This is a genomic window from Tenacibaculum profundi (assembly GCF_057162725.1).
Genome location: NZ_CM169894.1, coordinates 2,458,321 through 2,480,458 on the forward strand (window position 1 = coordinate 2,458,321; position 22,138 = coordinate 2,480,458).

Genomic DNA, 22,138 nt, shown 5'->3' on the forward strand with positions numbered 1-22,138 from the left:
TTTAAGGAATATTTTTTTGATTAAAATAGATGTATTACGTCATAATTAATTTTTATAAAGTTAACAATGCAAATATAGTAAGGATACCTAACAAAATGAAATTTCTTATAAAGAAATATTTTAATTGTTGTTTTTTTTAAATAAGTTTCTGAAAGATAGTTTTTTATGTTTTTTTAAAAGATCAAATTATCGACTTGACATACTTATAATCAGATGATTTTCTATATCTGATGTACCGATAGTGTTTATATCTTGAATATCTTAATGTGGTAATCAGTTAGTTTTTCAAATTTAATTGCTTGTTCAAGTAAGTGTAAATTTTAGAGAACTTCGCAATAAAAATTGCATGATTTAATAAAGGCGATTTTTGAAAAATTAATGAGGCTTTGTTTAATTTTAATTTATTCTAAATAAAAAACGTATATTTGCAATGATTTACTTAGAAAGATGATTGTTTTTTACCAAGATATTAAAAAGCTGATGTCCGTTTCTAGCTCGGAATTAACAAATATTAATATACGTAATTCGTGCAGTGATTTGTGTTCTTCAAATTGTATAAAACCAAAGAACAAATGTTGTAATAAATATTTGAAAAAAGGCATCAATTGTAAAAGATGCCCTTTAATATTTGAACTCAAGGCTGTTTCTTAGACTTGTTCTACGTTTAATAAGAAGTAGTTTTTCTTACCTCTTTGGAGCAAAACATATTTATTAGCTATTAAATCTTTATTGCTTATAGTATAGCTTTCTTTCACTTTTTCTTTATTTACAGATATAGAATTTTCTTTTAAAGCTCTTCTCGCGTCTCCATTAGATTTTAAAAAATTTGTCTTAGCGGCTAATGCACCAATCATATCCAATCCTTCAGAAAAATCTTCGTTAGAAACAGAAGCTTGAGGAACTCCATCAAAAACATCTAAGAATGTTTGCTCATCCAAACCCTTTAAATCTTCCGCAGTAGATTTCCCAAACAAGATATTCGACGCTGCAATTGCTTTATCTAATTCTTCTTTTGAATGTACAAAAATCGTTACCTCCTCTGCCAATCGCTTTTGTAAAACTCTTACATGAGGTGCTTCTTTATGTTCTTCAATTAAACTATCAATGGTTTCTTTATCTAAGAATGTAAAGATTTTAATATACTTTTCAGCATCTTCATCCGAAGTATTTAACCAAAACTGGTAGAACTTATATACAGATGTTTTGTCAGCATCTAACCATACGTTACCGCCTTCAGATTTACCGAATTTAGAACCATCTGCTTTGGTAATCAATGGACAAGTAGCTGCATATGCTTTTACCTCTTCTCCAACATTCATTCTTCTCACTAATTCAGTTCCAGTAGTAATATTTCCCCACTGATCTGAACCACCCATTTGAAGTTTACAATTGTGCGCTTTATGTAAATGATAGAAATCGTATCCTTGAATTAACTGATAAGTAAATTCTGTAAAACTCATTCCAGCTCCACCTTCGCCAGAAATCCTCTTTCTTACAGAATCTTTTGCCATCATATAGTTTACTGTAATTCTTTTTCCAACATCACGAGCAAATTCGATAAATGAAAAATCTTTCATCCAATCGTAATTGTTCACCAATACTGGAGAATTTTCAGCACCATTATCAAAATCTAGAAAACGCCCTAATGTTCTTTTAATTCCAGCAACATTATGCGCTAACGCTTCTTCATTTAAGAGATTACGTTCATCTGATTTTCCAGATGGATCACCAATCATTCCTGTTGCACCTCCTACTAAAGCAATTGGCTTGTGCCCAGCCTTTTCAATGTGTACTAACAAAATGATAGGGACTAAACTACCGATATGTAACGAATCTGAAGTTGGATCAAAACCAATATACGCTGTCGTCATTTCCTTTTGTAATTGGTCTTCTGTTCCAGGCATAATATCGTGAATCATTCCACGCCATTGTAACTCTTCAATTAAATTCTTGGTCATATCTTTATCGTTTTAAGTAAACAAAGATACATTTATCAAACAAAAAATTCTATTTTCGTAATATGATTTTAGTAACGGGAGGAACAGGATTAGTCGGATCGCATTTATTATATCATTTAGCATTGTCTAATGACAGTATCTTAGCTATTTACAGGAGAAAAGAAAAATTAGAAAGTGTAAAAAAAGTTTTCTTATACTATGGCAATAATATTGATGAGATTTTTCATAAAATACAGTGGATTAAAGCTGATATTACGGATATTCCATCTCTAAGTAGAGTTTTTTCATATCCAGTTACTAAAGTTTATCATTGTGCAGCATTAGTTTCTTTTGATCCATCAGACTATAAAAAAATGCGTGATATAAATATTAATGGAACAGCTAATATGATTAATTTTTCTATTGATTTTGAAATAGAAAAATTTTGTTTTGTAAGCTCGATTGCAGCTATAGGAGATTCTTTAAATGAAAAATATATAAATGAAGATAATGAGTGGTCTGATGATGGTAGTCAACATGGTTATGCAATTTCAAAGTATGGAGCTGAAATGGAAGTTTGGCGTGGTAGTCAGGAAGGGCTAGACGTTGTTATTGTAAATCCAGGCGTAATTCTTGGAAGTGGATTTTGGAATGAAGGATCTGGTTTACTATTTAAGAGAGTTGATAACAATTTTAAATTTTATACGAATGGAATTACAGGTTTTGTATGTGTAAAGGATGTTGTTAGAGCCATGATTAGTCTGGTAGAATCAAGTATTGATAATGAGCGTTTTATTCTTGTTTCAGAGAATAAGTCATTCAAAGAAATATTAACGATGATAGCAAAAGAATTTGATAAAAAAGCTCCGAATGTAAAAATTGGAAAATTTTTTACTGAATTTTTTTGGAGAATTGACTGGGTAATAACCAAATTATCGGGAAAAAAGCCACTACTAACAAAAAATTCAGCACGTTCATCTCATTCTCAATCGTTTTACACTTCAGAAAAAATCAAACAAATAATTAGTCATGAGTTTACGCCTATTGCAAAATCGATAGCTCTTATTTGTCAGGATTATAAATTGAAAAAAATGAATAGACAATAAATCTTATAATAAGTTTTTAGGTTTGTATAAATAAAATATGTTATTGAATTACAATTGTTTTCTTGATTTTGTCTCTTTTTCTATTAAACTATCGTTACTTTTATTAGTTTCTTTTAGCATTTCAGTAAATAGATCTTTTTGAGACATGTAGTATTTTCTACTTTTATCGAGCCTTAAACTATCAATCTTATATTTTGACTGAATAGAATCAAAATAGTAAATACGGTTTTTAATTAGCTTATTAGGTTTTTTTACTTCCATTTTTTTTTGAAAATGCTGTACATACTTCATGATGTCGATCATGGTGTCTTTTGGAATTAAATCCTTAGGTTTTACAGTATCTTTAGGTCTCGAAATGAGAGGGGTTTTTGTTTTTATAATATCATTAGGTTCCACCTTTACAGAGTCTCTGGCTCTTTTTTTATTACGATATAAAGTGCTAAGACTATCAATATTATTTTTTACCTGCTTTAAAATCTCAGAGTATTCATCTACTCTAGAGGTATAGTATTTATTACTTTTATCAAATCTGGTAGTGTCAATTTTATATTTATCGTAGATTAGAAAAATATAACTAGGTTCTTTTTTTTGAAGTTTGTTTTTTAATTCTTTAGCGGATGATGCTATATACATATCTGTTAAAAAAGCTACCATTGTATCTTTCGGAATTAAATCGTTTGGTTTTTCATAGATAGTATTACTCGAACAAGATACCAAAAGGTTTAAGAAAATAATAAAGATTATATTTTTCATTGTCTTTCAAATACTAAGCGTTTACCTTTAACTTGATCATTAAATATACCATCATTATATATAAGGTTACCATTGACAAAAGTATGTGTTATTTTAGTAGAAAACTTTTGTCCTTCGAAGGGAGACCATCCACATTTATATAGAAGATTGTTTTTTTCTACCATCCAGTTTTGATTAGGGTCAATTAGGACTATATCTGCGTAGTACCCTTCCTTGATATAACCTCTTTTTTCTATATTAAAAAGAATCGCAGGATTATGACTCATTTTTTCAACAGCTTTTTCAATTGGTATAACGCCTTCTTTTACTTTTTCAAGAATAGCAATGACGGCGTGTTGAACAAGAGGGCCACCACTAGGAGCCTTGGTGTATTTATTGTTTTTTTCTTCAAACGTATGAGGAGCGTGATCTGTTGCGATTACATCAATGCGATCATCAAGCAGTGCTTCCCATAAAGCATCCCTGTCATTTTCTGTTTTTACAGCAGGGTTCCATTTAATTAACGTTCCTTTTTCATCATAGTCTTTATCTGAAAACCATAAATGATGAACACAGACCTCAGCTGTAATTTGTTTCTCTTTTAGCGGAATATCATTTCTAAATAATTCCATTTCTTTTGCTGTCGAAAGATGAAAAACATGTAATCGCGCCCCTGTTTTTTTAGCAAGCTCAATAGCTTTTGATGATGATAAATAACAAGCTTCTTCACTTCGAATTATCGGGTGATTTTTAATAGGAATATCTTCACCATATTTATCAATAAATTCTTGGGTATTCTTGCGGATTGTTTCTTCATCTTCGCAATGAACCGAAATAGGTAATTTTGTTGATGAGAAAATTTTTTCTAGCACTTCCTCATTATCCACTAACATGTTCCCTGTTGATGATCCTAAGAATAACTTTACTCCAGCCACATTTTTAGGATCTGTTTTTAATAATTCTTCTAAATTATCATTTGTTCCTCCAAACATGAAGGAATAGTTAGTATAAGACGTTTTACTAGCTATTTCAAATTTATCTTCTAGTAAATCTTGAGTAGTTGCTTGCGGAATGGTATTGGGCATTTCAATAAAAGAAGTAATACCACCAGCAACAGCTGCTTTACTTTCTGTTCCGATGTTTGCTTTATGTGTTAGTCCGGGTTCACGGAAATGTACCTGATCATCGATCATTCCAGGAATTAAATATTTTCCTGATGCATCAATAATGATAGCGTCATTAAATTCAATATTTTCAGCTATTTGTTTTATATAAGCACCTTCAATTAAAACATCACCAACAAAGGTTTTATTTTCGTTTACAATTTTTGCTTTTTTTATCAGGTATGATTTCATATTATTTAGGTAATCCGGTTAATCTCATCTTTATAACACCCAAAAAAGCTTCGAAAAATATGCTACCGCTCATTTTAGATTCTCCTTTAGTTCTATCAGTAAATATAACAGAAACTTCGTTTATTTTAAATTTGTGTTTCCAGGCTTTGTATTTCATTTCAATTTGAAAAGCATATCCAACAAATTTTACCTTGTCCAAGTTTATAGTTTCAATAACTTTCCGTTTCCAGCACACAAAACCTGCAGTTGTATCGTGTATTGGTATCCCCGTTATAAAACGCACATATTTTGATGCGAAATATGATAAAAGTACTCTGTCCATTGGCCAGTTTACTATGTTTACTCCAATTGAATATCTAGACCCAATGGATACATCAGCTCCTTCTTTTTTGCATGAATTGTAAAGTTTTACCAAGTCATTAGGGTCATGTGAAAAATCGGCATCCATTTCTATTACGAAATCATATTTTTTAAGTAGTACCCATTTGAATCCATGAATATAAGCTGTACCTAAACCATTTTTACCGGCTCTTTCTTCTAAAAACAATTGTCCTTCATATTCCTCTTGCAACTTTCTCACAATGGCTGCAGTTCCGTCTGGAGAATTATCATCAACAACTAAAATGTGAAATTTTTTTTCTTGACTAAAAGTTGCCCTTATTATAGGTTCAATATTTTCTCTTTCATTGTAAGTGGGAATAATAACAATTGTATCTGACATCAGATTTTTTTATGAAATAAGTACAAATATACATTAATTTGTTGCTAGTTTTTCCTGATAAAAAAACTAATTTTTTAAAATTGAATATATTTTATTTAATATTTTTTATGTGTTTCTTTGCTTAATTTTGGTTCGCCATATGAATACTTAGTAAAATCATGTATTTTTGTTTTAATTTTTTTTTTTGCAAGCAATTGAATTGAATAGTGAGAAAGAAAATTGGATTATACTAGTACTTTTATTTTCCTTTATTCTTTTAGCTTTTTTAAAGCTACTGAAACCCAAGTATTTGGCGGGTTATTGTATTGCGTTTTTTAATCCTGGTTTTTTTAAACAAAAGGAAAGTGAATTTATCAGTGTTTTCTCTCCTTTTAAACTAACACTTTTTTTGTTTAGTACTATTATATTCTCTCTTATAATATATTCACTATTTGTAAATCATCTATCCAGTAATATTGGTTTTTATTTTTTTTTAAAAATTTTTTCTGTGGTTTTTTGTTTTTTGATTTTTAAATATTTTACGGATGTTTTTCTAGCAAGTGTTTTAGATATAAAGGAGGAGGTTAACTATTTCTTGCAATTGAAATACAGTTATCTATCCACAATTTGTCTGCTTATTTATCCTGTTGTTGTTGTGAATGAGTTTGCTATCAAGACCAATTATTTTTTAATCATGATTTTAACTATTTTGATACTTTTTAGATTCCTGTTAATATTGTTTAACAATAAAAGACTTATTCTAGGTAAGTTGTTTTATTTTATTTTGTACTTTTGCACACTTGAAATAGCACCGCTATTGATTCTTTATAAAACAACAACTACGTAAAGAGAAATTTATGAAAGTGAAAACTATTTTAGTATCCCAGCCAGCCCCCAAAACAGAAACTTCTCCTTATTTTGACTTAGCAGATAAGCTTAAAATTAAAGTAGACTTCCGCTCTTTTATTCATGTTGAAGGTGTTCCTGTAAAGGAAGTTAGAGCACAAAAGATTGATTTGAACAACTACACAGCTATCATATTAACGAGTAGGAATGCAGTTGATCACTTCTTTAGAATTGCAGAAGAAATGCGTTTTACCGTCCCAGATGATATGAAATATTTTTGTCAGTCTGAAGCTGTTGCATATTACTTGCAGAAATACGTTGTTTATAGAAAACGTAAAATTTATGTGGGAACGAGAACATTTCCCGAATTAATTAAATTAATTAAAAAGCATAAGGATGAAAAATTCTTATTACCTTCTTCAGATAAATTAAAAGACCTTATCCCTAATGAGTTAAATAAGTTGGCTGTTAATTGGACGCGAGCAGACTTATATAGAACTGTTGTTAGTGATTTATCAGATTTAGAAAATGTTTTTTATGACATTTTAGTGTTTTTTAGTCCCTCAGGAATTGAAAGTTTGTATAAGAATTTTCCAAATTTCAAACAAAACGATACTCGAATTGCTGTTTTCGGAAATTCTACCAAAAAAGCTGTAGAAGATAGAGGTTTAAGAGTAGATATTGCTGCTCCGGCACCAGAAACTCCCTCTATGACAATGGCGTTAGAAAAATATATTAAAACATCAAATGGAAAAAAATAATCCTAAGATTAGATTTTATTGAATATCATAAAAAGCTACCGATTTTTTTGGTGGTTTTTTTATTTTTATTTTGTAATGTTTAATTTTTGATATCGACTTTATTTATCGGTTTTTTTGTGTTAACAAAAGAGTCGATAAATTTATGTCAAATATTTTCTCTAAATGAAGAATATCTTAATAGGTTTATTATTATTTGTTATAAATTATGTTTATTCACAACAAATAATAACTGGAACAGTGATATCAGAACTTGATAAGAGTCCTATTCCATATATAAATGTAGCTGTTAAAAACTCCAATGTTGGAACTGTGACCGATAGTGATGGAAATTATTCTATAAAAGTGATTAGTTCAAAAAGCATCCTGGTTTTTTCGTCGATTGGTTATCAAACCAGAGAGATTAAAACATTGGGTAAAAATAGGATTAACATAACGCTATCTGAAGTAACAACTGGACTAAGAGAAGTTGTTATTACGGCTTTAAATAAAAGAAGAGTATCTAAAGAACTGGGATACGGAGTTCAAAGTATTCAACAAAAGGATATTGCAGAAGTGAAAGCCGTAAACTTTTTAGACAATCTTACAGGTAAACTTGCTGGAGTTTCAATTACTCCAGGAAGTGCAACTGGAGTTGGATCTTCTTCGAAAATTGTGATTAGAGGTGAAAAATCATTTACTAATAATAACCCACTATTTATTGTAGATGGGACACCTATTAATAACAATACGGTTTTCAATTCCACCAATGAAGCCGCTACTGGTTTTCAGGAAGTAGATTTTGGAAATGGGGCCATGGAAGTAAATGCTGACGATATTGAATCGGTATCTGTATTAAAAGGTGCTAGTGCCGCGGCATTATATGGGACAAGAGCTTCGAATGGTGTTATTATTATCAATACTAAAAAAGCTAAAGATAAATTTTCAGTGAATCTAAATTCTTCTTTATTTATCGATACGGCTTTTAAGTTGCCACAGTTTCAAAATTTATATGGACAAGGTAACTCAGGTAATTTTGAATTTGTTGATGGGTTAGGTGCAGGAATTAACGACAATATTACTTATAGCTGGGGACCAAGGTTAAACCAAGGTACTAAAATTCCTCAGTTTGACAGTCCTGTTAACTTACCCGATGGAACAATTGTAAGAGGTGGAGACACTTCACTTTATAGTGGCTTACCAATTACACCGACTGCTTTTGTTTCTAATCCAGATAATCTTAAAAACTTCTATAGGACAGGAATAACTACCATTAATAATATTGCTATCGGTTCTGGATTTGAGAAAGGAAATTATCGACTTTCCTTTACAGATTTAAATAGTGAATCTATTATACCTGGAGTGAATTTAAAGCGTAAGACTATTACAACCAATCTTCAATTTCTTCCATCAGATAAAATAACAGTTTCAGCCCATATCAATTATGTAAATAGTACTAGTGATAATAGGCCTTCGAATGGATATGGCTCCGAAAATGTAAATTATTCACTAGTTGCTTGGGGACCGAGGTCTTTAAATATTGATAACCTGAGAAATTATTGGCAACCTGGATTGGAAGGAAGACAACAATATTCATTCAATTATACTTTCTTTGACAACCCTTACTTTATTTTACATGAAAACCGAAATGAATTCAACCGAGATCGTATTTTCGGAAATGTATCTTTAAAGCAACAAATTACAAAAGATTTATCTGCAACGTTGAGAACAGGAATGGATTACTCAACAGAAAGAAGAAGGTTTTTAAGGAACTTTAGTACCAACCGATTTAGAAACGGTGCTTATGCAGAACACGATGTAAGTTATCGAGAAATCAACACAGACTTCTTACTGAACTATACTAAGAAAATAACTGATTTTGATGTTGATATTTCTTTAGGGGGAAATCAACTTCGTCAGAAAGCCACAACAAAGCAAACACAAACAACACAACTAGCACAACCTGAAATTTTCAGTTTTAACAATGCTGCTTCCCCTATTGAAACCTTTGATTTCTCTTCTGAGAAAAGAATCAATAGCTTATACGGATTGTTAAAAGTTGGATATAAGAATACCCTATTTATTGACATTACTGGTAGAAACGATTGGTCAAGTGCTTTAGCCACTCCCTTTTCAGCAGAGAATACCTCTTTCTTCTATCCTTCAGCTTCAACGAGTTTAATTGTTAGCAATCTATTGCAACTTCCGAATGCAATATCATTTGCAAAGTTAAGAGCTAGTATTGCTCAAGTAGGAAACGATACAAATCCTTATCAAACCTCAAGAACGTTCCTTCCAACAGCAAATGTAAATTCTCAACCAAGTTTTACGAGTCAGAATTTTATTCCGGATCCGAACTTAAGACCTGAGAAAACAACTTCTTTTGAAATAGGAACAGATCTACGTTTTTTTAACGATAGATTAAACTTTGATGTAACCTATTATAATGATTTGACTAAGGATCAAATTTTATCGCTACCGATCCCAATATCATCTGGTTTTAACGAACAAGTTGTGAATGGAGGTAAGGTGCGATCAGAAGGGATTGAAATTGTATTGAACAGTACTCTTATTAATAACAAAAGTTTTAAGTGGAATACTTCCTTAAACTTCAGTCGAAATGTTTCTACGATTGAATCTTTACCTCAAAATAATGGAAGAGTGACTTTAGCTTATTCGAGGGTATATAATAATCCTGATCAAACAGTTTGGTTTCAAGTAGAAGAAGGTGGAAGAATTGGAGATTTTTATGGTACGGGATATTTAAAAAATGAAAACGGAGACTTTATTTTGACTCCCGAGGGAAGATTTATCGCTGATCCAACATTAAAAAAACTAGGAAACTACAATCCCGACTTCACTCTTGGTTTTAATAACGAATTCAGCTATAAAAACTGGAATCTAAGCTTCTTATTTGACTGGCGTCAAGGAGGAGAGTTGGTTTCAAGAACTTTATCCCTTGCCGGTGTTGGTGGTCAACTAGAAGAGACTGCTTACAGACCTGAAGCGGGTATTGTTGCTCAGGGTGTTGTGAATACAGGAACCGCTCAAAATCCAGTATACACTCCTAATACTACAGCGGTAACTCCTGAAAGTTATTATCGTCAGTTTTATGATAGAAATCATGAAGAAAACAATGTATATAATGCTTCATTTTTAAAGCTTCGTCAGTTTTCTTTAGGATATACATTCCATTTGAAAAACAATGCATTTGACTTTGTAAAAAATGGAGCGAAGGTAAACCTATCTCTCATTGGAAGAAACCTATTTGCTATTAGCGATATTCCTCATTTTGATCCAGAACAAATTGCTGTTCAAGGAGAAGGTATTGTTGGAGGTGTTGAAGACATGTCTTATGCTTCTTCCAGAAGTTTTGGTTTTAAACTTGGTGTTAACTTCTAATCTTATTAAAAAATGAAACGTTTTATATATATTCTTATCATCTTGACTAGTTTCGGGTGTACTAAAGATTTCCGAGAGACTAATACAAATCCAAATTTTCCAGTAGATGTAGTCCCAAGTTTGTTATTCAGAAAGGTGATTTACAATTACGGAGAAGCTATGTCGTACGAAGGTTTTGTTGCTGGAAACTTATTAAGCCAACAACTTACCGCACTAGATTTTAATTTATTTGATCGACATGCCTTGAAATCACCGCAACTTGGAGGAAATCCATGGGCGATTTTCTATACCAATTTGCGTGATAATGAGATTATTTTAAATAAGGCACAGCAGGAATCTATATTTTCAGTTTACGAAGGACCTGCTTTAATTTTTAAAGCTTATATGACCATGGCTTTAACGGATCTTTTTGGCGATGTTCCTTATAGTGAAGCGTTTTCTGGGAATCAACAAACAATAACTCCTAAATACGATAAACAGCAAAGTATTTATTTAGATGAAGGAGGTATACTGGATAACTTGCGAAAAGGAATTATAGCCATAGAAAATTATGCTGGAAACTTACCTCTTGAGGGTGATGTTTTATATAACGGAAATCTTTTAAATTGGGTTAAATTTGCAAACTCTCTTCTAATAAAGGCTTTGTTAAGAATTTCTTCTAAACAAGATGTTTCTTCAACTTTACAAGCAATAGTTTCTGACGGAAATTATATTTCTACTAATAATGAAAATGCAATTTTCCAATTTACAGATGGTGAACCAAATAACTTTAGAATGGCTCGCTTACGTGCAGGAGATTTCAACAACTTTGTGCTTTCAGAAACCTTAGAAGATGTTTTAGTAAACTTAAATGATCCTAGAATAAAAATATTGTTTCGTCCTTTTGGTAACTCTACCAATGAATACAATGGTTTAATTAACGGAATAGATGCCTCACAAACAACTATTTCTCTTGGTGATTATTCATTGGCTGGCACCATTTTTAGAGAAGAAACAGGAAAATTGAAAATAAATTATATGACGCATTGGGAAACTAAATTTTTATTAGCAGAGGCGGCTTTAAAAGGATTGATAATTGATGACGCTGGGTTACTTTATAATACAGCAGTTAAAAGTGCTTTTGATTATTGGGGGGTGAGTTTACCTGATGACTACTTAACAGAGGTAGCGGCTTACCGCGCTGATATTGCTTTAGAACAAATTATTACACAGAAATGGATTGCTAACTTTATAAATGGTTATGAAGGATGGATTGAATATAGAAGAACAGGGTTTCCAAAACTAAAACCCGTTTCTGCGAGTTTAAATAACGGTTTAATTCCTTTAAGAATGCCTTATCCTGCGGAAGAGAAAACATTGAATAGTACAAATTATGCTATTGCAGCAGAGGTAACTGATAACAATAGCATAAATGCTAAAGTTTGGTGGGCCAGATGATAATTAAATTTTAAAATTTGTGTTGGAAACAATAGACGAACATATTGAAATAGGGCAATGGGGGATACTCTTAATATCAAGTTTAGCCTTTATATTCTTTTCTCCACTAGCAAAAACAAAAAAAGTATTCTTTAAGGCGACTCAAAAAAATAGAGCTCCAAACACTATGTTATTAATGGGCAGCCTAGTAATATCATGGATTTTCGCTAAAAGTATTACGAATGCAGCAAACCTTGGACAACAATTTGGCGTAGCTGGTGGTGTGGCCTATGCAATGTATTATTTTTCATTTGTAGTTGCAGGAGTTGTTATTTATCAAATAAGAACAAAAGGGAATTTTGAAAGTATACACGATTTTTTAAAAGTGAAATTTGGTCATACAGCTATTCTTATTTTCTCTTTTTTAATTTTGATTCGACTTTTTAATGAAGTGTGGTCAAATACCATGGTTATAGGAGCTTATTTTGGCAGTATTGGTAGTAGTTCTTACTATTGTTCTATTGTTGTTTTTACAGGACTTACTTTGTTTTATGCTTTAAAAGGAGGGCTCAGTAGTAGTATCTTTACAGATGCTATTCAAATGCTATTTTTTGCTATTCTATTGATATTTATTTTAGGGAAGATTTTTTCTTATAAGAACTTTAGTCTTTCGGATATCTATTGGTCAAGTGAGTGGAGTATGGCTTTGGGAGGAAATTTAATTTTTACCGCTTTAATTCAGTCGTTTAGTTATCCTTTTCATGATCCTGTTTTAACAGATCGTGGGTTTTTAAGTAATCCAAAAACTACATTAAAGAGTTTTCTATGGGCAGCAATAGTCGGTTTTTTTTGTATTCTTTTATTCAGTTTTATTGGAGTTTTTGCAAAAGCTAATGGTAGTGTAGGTCAGCCTACGTTAGTTGTTAGCAGATTATTTGGTACTGTATTTTTATTAGTTATCAATTTTATTATGATTAGTTCAGCCGCTTCAACATTGGACTCTACTTTTGCGTCGGCCTCAAAGCTACTAGCTATAGATTTAAATATAAAACCTACATTATCTTTTGGTAGACTTGTTATGATAGGAATCGCTATTGTAGGAACGATACCGGTATTTTTAGATGCTTCTATTCTATCTGCTACGACGATTAGTGGAACTATGGTTATTGGTCTGGCTCCTGTTTTTATTCTTTGGAAAATGAAAACACCAAAAATTAGTTTTTACGCATCTGTTTTTGCTGGGATTACCTTCGGCTTTCTATTGGTTTTTAAAACTTTTCCATCATCTTTAATTTTAACAACTGGAAAATATGCAGATTTGTTATGGATTAATATTTGGGGAAGTTTTATTTGTTTCATTTTATATTTATTACCCATATGGATAAAAAAAACATTCAACTAGGTTCATTAACAGGAAAAGTAATTTTATTTGGTGGGGTATACAGCAATTTACAGGCTTTAGAAGCGCTTATAAGTATTGCAAATAAAGAAGGTATTTCATCAGAATATTGTTTTTGCACAGGGGATATTGTCGGCTATTGTGCTCAGCCAGAAGAGACCGTTCAGAGATTTATCAATTGGGGAGCACACAGTATTATTGGAAATGTAGAATTACAGTTAAGGAATGGTGATGAAGATTGTGGATGCGATTTTACAACAGGATCGCGTTGCGATAACCTTTCAAAGCTCTGGTATCCATACGCTCAATCTCTGCTTTCTGAAGTATCTATCAATTGGATGAAAAATCTACCAGATCATATAAGTTTTGAATATGCGGAAAAAAGATTAACGATAGTACATGGAAGTTACAAACAAATTTCTGATTTTATTTTTAAATCAACTCCTTGGAAGTATAAAAAGCCTTCATTTATCTCAACCGAAAGTGATGTGATTATTGCTGGACACTGTGGACTTCCTTTTGTAGATAACTATCAGGATAAGCTTTGGCTAAATCCAGGTGTTATTGGTATGCCTGCTAACGACGGCACTCCTTATGTTTGGTATATGATTCTTGATGATTCTGATGGTTTTTCTTTTAAATTTAAAACATTAGAATATGATCATTCAAGAGCCAATGGATTGATGATAAAAAACCATCTTCCCAAAGAGTACGCCAAAACTTTAATTACTGGTTTTTGGGATAATATGGAAATTTTACCATTAAAAGAACGACTATGGAAAGGACGACCTTTGAACAAATTGATTTACTAATAATTAATTCATTACTTTTATAGAGAAGACGAGTGCGAAATGAATAGATATATAGAACTTATAAAAAACGCCTATTCTGGATATTGGAATTACCTAAAGGATTTAGTTCTTTTTGAGGTTCAATTGGAAAATTATTTTTACGGTTTAATTATCATTTCTCTTTTTACCTGGCTTCTAGAGTTACGATTTCCATGGCGTAAAAATCAACCTATATTTAGAAAAGACTTTTGGTTAGATACTTTTTATATGTTCTTCAATTTTTTCTTACTCAATCTAATTGTTCTGATAGCTTTATCAAACGTGACCGAGCAGTTTTTAAATGATACTTTAGAAATAGTAAATTTATCCGTTGCTAGCTTTCAATTATTTGAAGTCAATAGTTTTCCGTATGTATTAAAATTATTGGTGTTTTTTATTTCATTAGATTTTATTCAGTGGTTTACGCATATTCTGCTTCATCGTTATGAATTTCTTTGGAACTTCCACAAAGTGCATCACTCAGTAAAGCAAATGGGTTTTGCGGCCCATTTACGTTATCATTGGATGGAGCCTGTTCTGTATAATTCATTGAAATATATTGTTTTAGCGATTATGGGAGGTTTTACTATTCAGGATGTTGCTATTGTTCATTTCTTTAATATTAGTATAGGTCATTTAAATCACGCTAATATTAATTTAGATTATGGTCTTTTAAAGTATGTTTTTAACAATCCTAAAATGCACATTTGGCATCATGCTAAAGAACTTCCCCCTGAAAGAAAAAATGGTGTTAATTATGGAATTACTTTAAGTATATGGGATTATATTTTTAAGACAAATTACATTCCATATGATGGTAGAGACATAGAAATTGGATTTAAAGAGGATGAAAAATTTCCAAAAGATTTTATAGGTCAAGAGCTTTACCCATTTAGGAAATAATGGATACTTTTAAAAAATAAATATGTCAAAAAACTTACTGTTAACATTTACACGTAATCCTGAAATTGGTAAAGTAAAAACTCGCCTAGCAAAATCTATTGGAGATGCTGCTGCTTTAAACATTTATGAGTTCTTATTAAACCATACAAAGGAAGTTATTGAAAAAGGAGCTTTCGATATCGCTGTATATTATTCTGAGAAAATTAAAGAGAATGATATTTGGGCTGGTCCAAAATTCACAAAATATGTTCAGAATGGAAATGATTTGGGAGAACGCATGCTAAAAGCATTTGAAGAAGGCTTTGAAAACAGCTATACTAAAATAGTGATTGTAGGCAGTGATTTATATGACTTAGAGTTAAGCCATATAAATGAAGCCTTTGACAGTTTAGACAAAACAGAGGTAGTTATTGGTCCAGCCGAAGATGGGGGCTATTATCTCTTGGGTTTAAAAAGAATGATTCCGAGAATTTTTAGAAATAAGAAATGGGGAACAGAAACAGTAAGGAAAGATACTTTAAAAGATTTACAAGATCTTTCGGTACATTTACTCCCTACGCTAAATGATATTGATGTTTTCGAAGATATTCAATATAATTCGATATTTGATCAATTTTATAAATAGACACGTACTAATTTTAACTATACTTAAAACATATAAAAATTGAAAAGAGAGCAATTAGAAGAGACCAAAGCATATCTATTTAAAAATGGAGTTAAAAAGCCCGAGATAGGAATTGTTTTGGGGACTGGATTAGGTAAGTTAGTAAATGAAATTACTATTGAAAAGGAAATTCCGTACGTCGAGATACCACATTTTCCAAAAGCCACAGTAGAATTCCATTCAGGTAAATTAATTTATGGAACTTTATCTGGTAAAAAGGTAATTGTTATGTCTGGGCGTTTTCACTTATATGAAGGATACAGCTTGTGGGAAATTACCTATGGTATAAGAACCATGCACGAATTAGGTATTGATAATTTGTTGATTTCAAACGCTGCTGGGGCAGTAAATCTAAATTACAAGAAGGGCGATTTAATGCTTATTGAAGATCATTTGAATTTACAAGGTGCTTCGCCTTTAGCTTTTAAAGGGGTAGGAGAATTTGGAGATGTATTTGCCGATATGTTGGAGCCATATTCAAAAACAATGAATAATAAGCTTAAACTTATAGCTAATAAAAAGGAGATAAATCTTAGGGAAGGAGTATATGCCAGTGTAATTGGTCCGCAGTTGGAGACGAGAGCGGAATATAGAATGCTACAAATTTTAAAAGTAGATGCTGTTGGAATGAGTACGGTTCCAGAGGTAATCGTAGCAAAACATTTAAAACTTCCTTGCGCAGCTATTTCTGTTTTGACAGACGAGTGTGATCCGGAAAATTTAAAACCAGTTGATATTCCAGAAATAATTGAAGTGGCAGGAAAGGCAGAGCCTAAAATGATAACACTTTTTAAAGAGTTGTTAAAAGAATTATAAAGTGAGTATCTATGTAAATAGAAAAAATACAGATAGAAAATAATGAAAGCTGTTTAATAATATCTTATTTTAATAAAAAAGAATTTCACGAATACATTAAATAAACTATATGAGCTATTTAGAAACCACTAAAAATCTATATAAAGAGGCGGCCTTATCACCAGATGTGGGGCTCTGTTGTACTACCAATCCAATTTGGGAACTGCCAGGACTGAAAATTCCAAAAATAATGCAAGAAATGAACTACGGTTGTGGTTCAACAGTGCATGCAAGAGATTTGACTAATAATCCAAAGATACTATACGTTGGCGTAGGTGGAGGTATGGAGTTATTGCAGTTTTCTTATTTTTCTCGACAACAAAAAGGGGTTATAGGTGTTGATGTTGTTGAAGAAATGTTAGAAGCTTCAAAAACGAACTTTAAAGAAGCTGAAGTAAAAAATGACTGGTTTAAAAGTGAATTTGTTGATTTACGTAAAGGAGATGCTTTAAACCTTCCTGTTGAAGATAATTCGATTGATGTTGCTGCACAAAATTGCTTATTTAATATTTTTAAAGAAGAGGACCTGAAAAAGGCTATTTCAGAAATGTATCGTGTTTTAAAATCGCATGGACGTTTGGTAATGAGTGATCCAACTTGCGAGCAAGTTATGAACGATACCTTAAGAAGTGACGAGCGGCTTCGTGCCTTATGCTTGAGCGGAAGTCTACCAATTAATGAATATGTAAAGATGTTAACAGATGCAGGTTTTGGAACTATTGAAATAAGAGCTAGAAAACCATATCGGATTTTGGATCCAAAGAATTACCCTACAGATGAATTAATATATATTGAGTCCATAGAAGTAGCAGCTATAAAAGATCCGATGCCAAAAGATGGACCATGTGTATTTACCGGTAAAGCCGCTATTTACTTTGGAGAAGAAGAGTACTTTGACGATGGAAAAGGACATACTTTATTAAAAAATCAACCGTTAGCTGTTTGTGATAAAACAGCTAAGTTGTTAGCAGAATTGAGAAGAAACGATATTTTTATCAGTGAGTCTACATTTCACTATGATGGAGGCGGTTGTTGTTAATTAATTTTGAGGTAATAAGGTGTTTTTGTCTTCTCAATAGTGTTTTTTATTTAATTGACTATTAGAAATGCCTAAAACAAAAATGATATTTAAGAAGGTTCTAATTTGGAGATATAAAAATATTTCTGAAAGACAGTTTGTTTACTTACTTAGTATTTTAGTAGGATTTCTTTCTGGATTAGGAACTGTGATTTTAAAAAATCTGACATTTTTCTTTCATTCTATTTTAGAAGGGAGATTTATTAAAGATCTACATCATTCATTATATTTCATTTTTCCTATTATTGGATTAATTATTGTTTACTATTTGAAGAAAAGAATTATAAGAAAAGATATTAATCACGGCATTTCTACAACATTACATGCTATTTCACAAAGGAGTGGAATTATAGAAAAATATAAGATTTACGCTTCTCTTATTACAGCTCCTATTACAGTTGGATTTGGGGGATCTGCAGGTTTACAAGGACCTGCAGTTAGCACAGGAGCTGCCCTTGGTTCAGTTATAGCACAAATATTTCACATGAATACTAAGACAAGAATGATCTTAATTGGCTGTGCAACAGCAGGAGCAATGTCGTCAATGTTTAAAGCTCCTGTCGCGGCTATTATTTTTGCGATAGAGATATTTAGTTTAGATCTTGCTTTTGCTTCTTTAGTTCCACTCTTATTAGCATCAGTTTCAGCAGTAATAACATCGTATTTTTTCTTGGGAAAGGATATTTTACTCGGTTTTAAACTTCAGGACGAGTTTCTTGTGAAGGATGTTCTTTTCTATATATTATTAGGTGTTGGAACTGGTATAGCTTCGGTATACTTTTCTAAAATGTATTTTAAAATTACACGATTTTTTAATCTTTTTAAAAATCCTTTACATAGACTTGTTTTGGGAGCTATTGCTATTGGAATTATGCTTTATTTTATTCCTCCATTGTATGGTGAAGGTTACGACATTATAAATAATTTATTGGAGGGGAATGCTCAGAAAGCCCTTGAGGCGATTCATTATTCGGTAGATTTTAATAACGTTTGGATGGTTGTTGTTTTTTTATTGTTAATAACAATTTTCAAAGCAATTGCCATGACAACAACTTTTGCCGCTGGAGGCGTTGGGGGTATATTTATCCCTACTTTAGTAATGGGAAGTGCTCTTGGAAATGTTTTCGCAAAAATTATAAACCAGATTGGAGGAGCTGTTTCAGAAAGTAATTTTACTTTAATAGGAATGAGTGGTTTAATGGCAGGTGTGTTACACGCGCCTTTAACGGCTATATTTTTAATTGCAGAGATTACAGGAGGATACGATTTATTTGTGCCATTAATGCTAGTAGTAGCTATATCTTATGCGTTTACAAAGTACTTTATTTCAAACTCAATTTATACTGTTGAATTGGCTCGGAAAGGAGAGTTGATAACCCATAATAAAGACAAAAATGTGATGATGATGATGCGTATTAATAATCTTATAGAAACTAATTTTAAAACGGTTTATCCAGAAATGAATCTTGGAGAAATGTTAAGAGGGGTCGTAGCAAAATCATCACGAAATATATTTCCTGTAGTAGATAATGAAAATAGATTTTTAGGAATTGTTTTGCTTGATGATATAAGATCACTTATGTTTGACCAAGATTTATATGACAAAGTTGGTGTCCACACACTAATGAAAAGCGCTCCCAATATTATTTTTTATGATGATTCAATTGAAATCGTAATGAAAAAATTCAAGGAAAGTGGTGCTTGGAACTTACCTGTTATTAAAAACAAAAGATATATTGGGTTTATTTCAAAATCCAAATTACTGTCTGCGTATAGAACAAAATTGATAGAACTTACTAGCTAGTAATTATGTTAAAATAATTTAAGTATTCTTGATAGGGAAAAATTAAACTAAGTAAATAAGGTAGCAAAAGCTTCTTCTATTTTACTTACTAAAAGTAGCTTTATTGAGTTGTTCTTGATAGTTATTTTGTTGTATTTTGAGGCTACAAAAGTTTTATATCCCAATTTTTCAGCTTCTACAATACGTTGCTCTATTCTCGAAATAGGTCTTATCTCTCCAGCTAAACCAACTTCGGCAGCAAAACAAACATCAGGATTTATTGCTAAATCTTGATTTGAAGATAGAATTGCAGCAACAACGGCTAAATCTATTGCTGGATCATCAACTTGAATTCCTCCAGTTATGTTTAAAAATACATCTTTGGCTCCTAATTTAAATCCCGCTCTTTTTTCAAGAACTGCTAAAATCATATGAAGGCGTTTTAAATTGTAACCAGTGGTTGTTCTTTGTGGAGTTCCGTAAACAGCTGTGCTTACAAGTGCTTGTATCTCAATCATAAGAGGACGTGCTCCTTCTAACGTTGAAGCAATAGCAGTGCCACTTAAATCAGCATCTTTTTTGGAAATTAAAATTTCAGAGGGATTTGATACTTCACGTAATCCATTTGATAACATTTCGTAAATTCCTAATTCTGATGTTGATCCAAATCTGTTTTTTTGAGAACGTAATATTCGGTAGGTATGGTTTCTATCTCCTTCAAATTGTAGTACAACGTCTACCATATGTTCCAAAATCTTAGGTCCCGCAATATGCCCTTCTTTGTTAATATGACCTATCAGTATAACTGGAGTAGCGGTTTCTTTTGCAAATTTTATTAGTTCTGCAGAAGTTTCACGTATTTGAGAAATGCTTCCAGGTGAGGCTTCTATGCTATTTGTATGTAATGTTTGTATTGAATCAATAACCAATACATCAGGCTGTACTTCTTCAATATTTTTAAATATTTGTTGCGTATTTGTTTCGGTTAAAATAAGACAGTTTGAAGTACTTGCGTCTAACCTTTCCGCTCTCATCTTAATCTGAGATTGACTCTCTTCCCCAGAAACATACAATACCTTTTGAGGGATGTGCAAAGCAACTTGAAGCAACAAAGTTGATTTTCCAATTCCTGGTTCTCCACCAAGTAATACGACAGCTCCTTTAACAATACCTCCTCCTAATACATTATCTAATTCGTTATTGTGGCAAAGAATTCTTTCTTCAGGATTTAAACTTATTTCTTCTACCTTTAATGGTTTTGAAGTTTTTTTCTCCTTATTAGACGATACTTTCCAGTTTCTTTTTTCTTCTTTCTGAATAATTTCTTCAACAATTGTATTCCATTCTTTGCAATTATTGCACTGACCTACCCATTGTGCATGTTGAGTCCCGCAGTTTTGACAGAAAAAAGTAGTTTTAGTTTTTGCCATTTTATGAATGAGCTGAATAAAATATTATTTGTTTTTGTTATAAATTGGTAATAGTAAAAAAGCTAATCCTCCGAAAATAATTATCATTAATGTTTGTGATGCCCACATCACACTTCCAAAGGCAATAGCAGGCTCTTCAGAAATGTTGAACAAGCTAAACGCTCCTGCCACAGCAATAGGATACAAACCAATTCCCCCATTTGTAGCCGCAATACTAAATGCTCCTGCAATAAAGCCTACGAGAACTGCTCCAAAAGGAATACTAAGATTTTCAATAGATGGAACTGTTGCCCAAAACATAGCGATATACATAATCCAAATAAAGGCTGTATGGAAAATAAAGGCCCATTTATTTTTCATCTTAAAAATACTAGTAACACCTTCCGAAAGACTTGTAATAAACTCTTTAATTCTCAAGCCAACTCCTTTGTTTGCCTTCCTCACATATTTAAAAAACATTAAAAAACTTCCGATTAAAATAACGATAAGAAGAATAATTTTACCTAAAGAAAAGTTTTTTGTCAAAAGATTATAAATAAAGTCGAATTGAACAAAAAGGGCAATACAAATTACGATTATTAGCATGATCAAGTCGGCAATTCGTTCAGCAACGATAGTACCAAATCCTTTTTCAAAAGGAATCTTCTCATAGTTTGACATTACTGCGGCTCTGGAGACCTCTCCTGCTCGCGGTAAAAAAATATTCATAAGATAAGCGACTAAAACAGCCATAGTACTATTAAAAAAGCTAGGTTTAAATCCAATGGGCTCTAATAAAAATTTCCAACGATAAGCACGCGAAATATGGCTTAGTATACCAAAAAGTAATCCAAGTGAAACCCAATAATAATTGGCTCCTTTGAAATACTCAAGTAACTCTTTGGGTGATACAATAGTAAATGAATACCAAACTAAAAAACCTCCCAAAATGAGAGGTAAAATAATTTTTAAAGTTTTTTTCAAAA

Annotated in this window: 18 protein-coding genes; 12 read left to right on the top strand and 6 right to left on the bottom strand. The window is 31.8% G+C overall.

Translation table 11 applies throughout. From position 1 onward, the window contains the following. Positions 1-647: 647 nt before the first annotated feature. Positions 648-1,958 carry a tyrosine--tRNA ligase gene (tyrS, locus tag AC2GW8_RS10000; protein ID WP_440879735.1) on the bottom strand — a complete coding sequence of 437 codons (1,311 nt, stop codon included), beginning with the start codon at positions 1,956-1,958 and terminating at the stop codon, positions 648-650. A gap of 62 nt (positions 1,959-2,020) precedes the next feature. Here tyrS and AC2GW8_RS10005 point away from each other — a divergent pair, with 62 nt between their 5' ends. Then, complete coding sequence (locus AC2GW8_RS10005; protein WP_440879736.1) at positions 2,021-3,043, top strand: NAD-dependent epimerase/dehydratase family protein; 1,023 nt, start codon at positions 2,021-2,023, stop codon at positions 3,041-3,043. 48 nt (positions 3,044-3,091) lie between these two features. Here the strand turns inward: AC2GW8_RS10005 and AC2GW8_RS10010 are convergent, their stop codons facing one another. Genes AC2GW8_RS10010 through AC2GW8_RS10020 form a run of 3 tightly spaced genes read right to left on the bottom strand, consistent with a single transcriptional unit; the run spans position 3,092 to position 5,851 of the window. Next, a complete protein-coding gene (locus tag AC2GW8_RS10010; RefSeq protein WP_440879737.1) occupies positions 3,092-3,796 on the bottom strand; it encodes a DUF4296 domain-containing protein in 705 nt (234 codons plus the stop codon). Beyond that, complete coding sequence (locus AC2GW8_RS10015) at positions 3,793-5,130, bottom strand: dihydroorotase (RefSeq protein ID WP_440879738.1); 1,338 nt, start codon at positions 5,128-5,130, stop codon at positions 3,793-3,795. Before AC2GW8_RS10015 ends, AC2GW8_RS10010 begins: the two co-directional genes overlap by 4 nt. 1 nt (position 5,131) lies before the next feature. After that, positions 5,132-5,851: a polyprenol monophosphomannose synthase gene (locus AC2GW8_RS10020; protein ID WP_440879739.1), complete on the bottom strand. Its 720-nt coding sequence runs from the start codon at positions 5,849-5,851 to the stop codon at positions 5,132-5,134. A 199-nt stretch (positions 5,852-6,050) separates the two neighbouring features. Between AC2GW8_RS10020 and AC2GW8_RS10025 the strand changes: the two genes are divergently transcribed. From AC2GW8_RS10025 to AC2GW8_RS10075, 11 genes are all read left to right on the top strand, one after another. Beyond that, a complete protein-coding gene (locus AC2GW8_RS10025) occupies positions 6,051-6,677 on the top strand; it encodes a DUF4271 domain-containing protein (RefSeq protein WP_440882200.1) in 627 nt (208 codons plus the stop codon). 10 nt (positions 6,678-6,687) lie between these two features. Further along, positions 6,688-7,437 (top strand): uroporphyrinogen-III synthase, encoded by a 750-nt coding sequence (locus AC2GW8_RS10030; RefSeq protein WP_440879740.1) that lies wholly within the window; start codon positions 6,688-6,690, stop codon positions 7,435-7,437. A gap of 162 nt (positions 7,438-7,599) precedes the next feature. Continuing rightward, positions 7,600-10,815 (top strand): SusC/RagA family TonB-linked outer membrane protein, encoded by a 3,216-nt coding sequence (locus AC2GW8_RS10035; RefSeq protein WP_440879741.1) that lies wholly within the window; start codon positions 7,600-7,602, stop codon positions 10,813-10,815. A 12-nt stretch (positions 10,816-10,827) separates the two neighbouring features. Continuing rightward, entirely contained in the window at positions 10,828-12,252 is a 1,425-nt protein-coding gene (locus tag AC2GW8_RS10040; protein WP_440879742.1) for a SusD/RagB family nutrient-binding outer membrane lipoprotein, read from the top strand. A gap of 22 nt (positions 12,253-12,274) precedes the next feature. Beyond that, the gene (locus AC2GW8_RS10045) at positions 12,275-13,633 is read left to right on the top strand and encodes a sodium:solute symporter family transporter (protein ID WP_440879743.1); all 1,359 of its coding nucleotides are present in this window, start codon (positions 12,275-12,277) and stop codon (positions 13,631-13,633) included. Then, entirely contained in the window at positions 13,609-14,442 is an 834-nt protein-coding gene (locus AC2GW8_RS10050) for a metallophosphoesterase family protein (protein WP_440879744.1), read from the top strand. The genes AC2GW8_RS10045 and AC2GW8_RS10050 overlap by 25 nt, the downstream gene beginning before the upstream one ends. Before the next feature lie 39 nt (positions 14,443-14,481). After that, entirely contained in the window at positions 14,482-15,363 is an 882-nt protein-coding gene (locus AC2GW8_RS10055; RefSeq protein ID WP_440879745.1) for a sterol desaturase family protein, read from the top strand. 22 nt (positions 15,364-15,385) lie between these two features. Beyond that, a complete protein-coding gene (locus tag AC2GW8_RS10060; protein ID WP_440879746.1) occupies positions 15,386-15,988 on the top strand; it encodes a TIGR04282 family arsenosugar biosynthesis glycosyltransferase in 603 nt (200 codons plus the stop codon). Positions 15,989-16,027: 39 nt separating this feature from the next. Beyond that, complete coding sequence (locus tag AC2GW8_RS10065) at positions 16,028-16,843, top strand: purine-nucleoside phosphorylase (RefSeq protein WP_440879747.1); 816 nt, start codon at positions 16,028-16,030, stop codon at positions 16,841-16,843. Between the two features lie 109 nt (positions 16,844-16,952). Further along, positions 16,953-17,921: an arsenosugar biosynthesis arsenite methyltransferase ArsM gene (gene arsM / locus AC2GW8_RS10070; protein ID WP_440879748.1), complete on the top strand. Its 969-nt coding sequence runs from the start codon at positions 16,953-16,955 to the stop codon at positions 17,919-17,921. Positions 17,922-18,003: 82 nt separating this feature from the next. Beyond that, positions 18,004-19,764 (top strand): chloride channel protein, encoded by a 1,761-nt coding sequence (locus AC2GW8_RS10075; RefSeq protein WP_440879749.1) that lies wholly within the window; start codon positions 18,004-18,006, stop codon positions 19,762-19,764. Between the two features lie 47 nt (positions 19,765-19,811). On the opposite strand, the gene radA is transcribed toward AC2GW8_RS10075, so the two are convergent. Continuing rightward, on the bottom strand, positions 19,812-21,173 hold the full coding sequence (gene radA, locus AC2GW8_RS10080; RefSeq protein ID WP_440879750.1) for a DNA repair protein RadA: 1,362 nt from the start codon (positions 21,171-21,173) through the stop codon (positions 19,812-19,814). Between the two features lie 24 nt (positions 21,174-21,197). After that, entirely contained in the window at positions 21,198-22,136 is a 939-nt protein-coding gene (locus AC2GW8_RS10085) for a lysylphosphatidylglycerol synthase transmembrane domain-containing protein (RefSeq protein WP_440879751.1), read from the bottom strand. Positions 22,137-22,138 lie beyond the last annotated feature (2 nt).

What these genes read in the sequence shown, in the direction of transcription:
- tyrS (WP_440879735.1), bottom strand. Translation starts at nt 1,958, where the DNA reads ATGACCAAGAATTTAATTGAAGAGTTACAATGGCGTGGAATGATTCAC.
- AC2GW8_RS10005 (WP_440879736.1), top strand. Translation starts at nt 2,021, where the DNA reads ATGATTTTAGTAACGGGAGGAACAGGATTAGTCGGATCGCATTTATTA.
- AC2GW8_RS10010 (WP_440879737.1), bottom strand. Translation starts at nt 3,796, where the DNA reads ATGAAAAATATAATCTTTATTATTTTCTTAAACCTTTTGGTATCTTGT.
- AC2GW8_RS10015 (WP_440879738.1), bottom strand. Translation starts at nt 5,130, where the DNA reads ATGAAATCATACCTGATAAAAAAAGCAAAAATTGTAAACGAAAATAAA.
- AC2GW8_RS10020 (WP_440879739.1), bottom strand. Translation starts at nt 5,851, where the DNA reads ATGTCAGATACAATTGTTATTATTCCCACTTACAATGAAAGAGAAAAT.
- AC2GW8_RS10030 (WP_440879740.1), top strand. Translation starts at nt 6,688, where the DNA reads ATGAAAGTGAAAACTATTTTAGTATCCCAGCCAGCCCCCAAAACAGAA.
- AC2GW8_RS10035 (WP_440879741.1), top strand. Translation starts at nt 7,600, where the DNA reads ATGAAGAATATCTTAATAGGTTTATTATTATTTGTTATAAATTATGTT.
- AC2GW8_RS10040 (WP_440879742.1), top strand. Translation starts at nt 10,828, where the DNA reads ATGAAACGTTTTATATATATTCTTATCATCTTGACTAGTTTCGGGTGT.
- AC2GW8_RS10050 (WP_440879744.1), top strand. Translation starts at nt 13,609, where the DNA reads ATGGATAAAAAAAACATTCAACTAGGTTCATTAACAGGAAAAGTAATT.
- AC2GW8_RS10055 (WP_440879745.1), top strand. Translation starts at nt 14,482, where the DNA reads ATGAATAGATATATAGAACTTATAAAAAACGCCTATTCTGGATATTGG.
- AC2GW8_RS10060 (WP_440879746.1), top strand. Translation starts at nt 15,386, where the DNA reads ATGTCAAAAAACTTACTGTTAACATTTACACGTAATCCTGAAATTGGT.
- arsM (WP_440879748.1), top strand. Translation starts at nt 16,953, where the DNA reads ATGAGCTATTTAGAAACCACTAAAAATCTATATAAAGAGGCGGCCTTA.
- AC2GW8_RS10075 (WP_440879749.1), top strand. Translation starts at nt 18,004, where the DNA reads ATGATATTTAAGAAGGTTCTAATTTGGAGATATAAAAATATTTCTGAA.
- radA (WP_440879750.1), bottom strand. Translation starts at nt 21,173, where the DNA reads ATGGCAAAAACTAAAACTACTTTTTTCTGTCAAAACTGCGGGACTCAA.